A 3825-nucleotide genomic window follows, 5' to 3' on the forward strand; every position below is an offset into this window, starting at 1 on the left:
CAGCCACTCCACCCCCACGACCCGCCCAGGGTGGGCCTCTACCGCCTCCACGCGCGCCTGGGCGAGGACGCCTGCGCGCGGGTCTACCTGGCGTCCGCACCCGGCAGGCCCACGGCGGCGCTGAAGGTGGTGCGCTCCGACCACACGTCGGACCCGGACTTCCGGGAGTCCTTCGCCCGGCTGGTGGAACGGGCACGCGGCCTGCGGAGCCCCTACGTCGCACCCGTGCTGGACGCCGACACCGCACGCGCCACGCCCTGGGTGGCGGTCGCCCGTCCCCCGGGTCCCACCCTGGCCGCGACCGTGCGCGAGCACGGTCCCCTGCCGACGGAGGCCCTGCGCCCCTTGGCCCTGGCGCTGGCCCAGGGGTTGGCCGACCTGCACGCCGCCGACCACGTCCACGGCGCCCTGTCCCCGGACGGGGTCCTGCTCGCGCCGCACGCCGCGCTCATCGTCGACCCGGGTTTCGAGCGGGCCGTGGCCGAGACCTCACGGAGGGCCCCGCATCCGACGTGCGCGCCGCCCGAGGGCGCGCTCTCCACCGCCGCGGACGTGTTCGCCTGGGGCGCGACCCTGGCCCTGGCCGCGAGCGGGACCGCCGGGCCCGCCGGCGTCGACCGGGTGCCGCATCCGCTCCGCGGTCTGTTGGAGTCCTGCCTCCAGACCGACCCCCGCCTGCGACCGGCCGCGACCGACCTCGTGGGGATGTTGGGCGGACCCGGCACCCCCGGTCCCTGGCCGACCGCGCTCCGCACGGTCATCGCCGGCTCCGAGGAGGAGACGCGTCGGGTCATGGCACCCGCCCCGGAACCGACCGCCGCCCCGCGGCGAGCGGAACCGCGACCGTCGCGGCGCCGGCGAGCGCTCCTGGTCGCGGCCGGATCCGCGGCGCTCCTGCTCATCGCCGCCGGCGCCGCCCGCGCCCTGTGGCCCACCACCGAGCCGCCGGCGGAGGCCGCCGCCCCGGACACGGCCGAGGCGGCGGGATGCCCGAACGGCGCCGACCTCCCCGCGCCCGCCGAGGAGATCGGCGTCCTGGACGCCATGAACGTGGCGTTCTCCCCCGACGGCGACCTGCTCGCCGTCACCGACCGCGACCACGGTCTGAGCCTGTGGGACTGGCGGAAGGGCGTGGAGGTCGCCCGCCCGGCGACGGACGTGCACCGGGACGGCGACCCCGTGTTCGCCCCGGTCGGGTGCACGATCGCCGTCACCGTCCCGCACGAGGTCGAGGGCCACGAGGAACCCGTGGGCGGAGTGTCCACCTTCGACGTCGCCTCCGGGGAGGAGATCGGGCGTCCCGACCCGCCGTCGTCCGGAACGACCCCCTACCTCGACCGCGTGAGCGCGTTCTCCCCCGACGGCGACCGCCTGGTGATCGCCCTGGGCGGAGGTTACGAACGGTTCACCACCCAGGACACCTTCGCCCTGGTGGACCTGGCCACCGGGGAGATCGAACGCACCTGGGGCGCGGAACGGATCCTTGACCTGGCCTACACCGAGGACGGGCGGATCGCCGCCGTCGGCGCCGACGGCTTCACCCTGTGGGACCCCGACACCGGGGAGAACCTGCGCACCGAAGCCCACCTGGACCTGCACCGACTCGCCCTGATCGGGGGCACGGACGAGGTCGTCCTCGTCGACGCCGACGATGGCCGCACCGTCCGGTGGGACTACGAGCAGCGCACCGAGACCGACATCCCCGATCTGCCGGAACTGGAGGCGGACCCCTACGCGGTCCTCAGTCATGTCACCGTCGACCCGGACCGGGCACGCCTGCACGTGGGATGGGTGACCGATCCCGACTCCCTGAACACGCGCTACTCCGCCGCGCACAGCGGGATCGAGTTCACCAACCACGGGGCCCTCGTGGACCTGGAGTCGGGCGAGAACCTCCTCGCCGACCAGGGGGAGCACGCGCTCGCCCGTCCTCTCGCCGTGCACCCGAACGGTGAGGTCATCGCGGCCATCGCACAGAACGGGGAGGTGAACCTCGTGGACGCGGAGTCCCTGGAGATCCTCCACCCGCTTCGTTGAGGCGCCCCGAGCGCCCGGACCCACTTCGCCCACCGCACGAGGAACGCATGAAACGCCTGGCACCCTCCGACCCCGCCCACATCGGCCCGCACCGGCTCCTGGCCCGCCTGGGCTCCGGAGGCATGGGGCGGGTGTACCTGGCCCGAACCCCGGACGGGGGGCTGGCCGCGGTCAAGGTGGTCCACCCCGAACTCGCCCGGGACGCGGGCTTCCGCGCCCGGTTCGGCCGTGAGGCCGCCGTCGCGGGACGGGTCCACGGGCCCTGGACACCGATGGTGCTGGGCGCCGACCCCGAGGCGGACGCCCCGTGGATGGCCACCGAGTACGTGCCCGGACCGACCCTCAAGGCGATGGTGGCCGAGATCGGCCCTCTCCCCCTGGAGTCCCTGCGGGTCCTCGCCCTGGGGTTGGCCCGCGGACTGGCGACCGTCCACGCCGCCGGGCTGATGCACCGCGACCTCAAGCCCTCCAACGTTCTACTGTCCCCGCGTGGCCCCCAGGTCATCGACTTCGGCATCGCCCGCGCCGTCGAGGGCACCGTCCTGACCAAGACCGGTGAGACCTTCGGGACCCCCGCCTACACCACACCCGAGGCGATCCAGGGACGGGTGCAGACCCCGGCGAGCGACGTGTTCTCCCTCGCGGGCACGGTCGTCTTCGCCGCGACCGGCGCACCGCCCTTCGGCCCGGGGCGCGCCGCCGAGGTCCTGCCGCGGATCGTCGCCGTGGAGCCCCGGTTGGAGCAGGTCCCCGAGCCCCTGCGTCCGCTGCTGGCCCACTGCCTGGCCAAGGACCCCGAGGCGCGCCCCGGCGCCGACGAGATCGCCGCCACCCTGACCTCGGGTCCGATGCCGTCGGCCGGGCAGGGGTGGCTGCCCGACCGGATGCGGGCGGAGATCGGTGACCGGGAGCGCGAACTCCACCGGCTGATGGCCGCGGTGCCGATCGCCCCGCCCGAGGAACCGGCCCCCGCTCCGCGACGTCGGCGCGGGCCATGGGCGGTGGGAGCGGCCGTGGCCGCCGTCGTCCTGCTCGCCGCCGGCGGGCTGGCGCTCACCCTGCCCGGAGCCGAGGGGGACGGGGAGACGACCGCCGACGGCGGAGTCGACACCGACACGGGGGAGGTGGCGGACCCGTCGAACCGCCCGGCTCTGCCCGGAACCGTGGACACGCTCCGCTTCTCCCCCGGGGGCGACACCCTGCACGTGCTCACCGACGACGGCCTCACCACCTGGGACTGGCGCGCGGGCACGCTCCTGGAGGACGCCGACACGGTGCCGGCCGCGTTCGACGTCAACGCCGACGGAGTGTGGGCGACCGGAGAGGCCGGACACGTGCGCGTCCTTCCGCACGGGGACGACCGGACGCTCACCCACCCCGCGGAACCCGAGGGCGAGGCGCCCACCTACGCCGTTTCCCTGGCCGACGAGGCGCCCCGGGTGGCGTACGTCCGCGCGGTCGGGTCCGGCAGCGTGGTGACGGTGTGGGACTGGGAGAGCGACGAGGTGCTGTTCGAGGAGACCTACGCCCACCAGGACGTCAACGACAAGGGCGTCCGCCCGCTCCTGAGTCCCGACGGCGGGCATCTCGCCCTGCCCCGCACCCTCGACGAGGACACCGGCCTCACCGTGGTGGAGCCGGACACCGGTCGGGCCGTCCTCGACCTCACCCACGACCCGGAGCTGGGCTACGGGCTCAACCACGGTGAGGCCGGTGTCCTCGTCGAGGGTGCGGGGCAGGGCGAGATGCCCGCCGTCGGGACTCAGGAGCGGGCGGACGCCCTTGTCG

The 3825-nt window shown here is 75.2% G+C and carries 2 protein-coding genes; both read left to right on the top strand.

Annotated features, from left to right (window positions below; all coding sequences use genetic code 11):
* A partial coding sequence (locus DSY14_RS27245) for a protein kinase (protein ID WP_211719471.1) occupies positions 1-2037 on the top strand: 2037 nt, incomplete at its 5' end.
* Positions 2038-2084: 47 nt separating this feature from the next.
* On the top strand, positions 2085-3825 hold a 1741-nt coding region (locus DSY14_RS27250; protein WP_211719472.1), incomplete at its 3' end, for a serine/threonine-protein kinase.

The organism is Nocardiopsis sp. MG754419 (assembly GCF_018207095.1).
Lineage (GTDB): Bacteria > Actinomycetota > Actinomycetes > Streptosporangiales > Streptosporangiaceae > Nocardiopsis.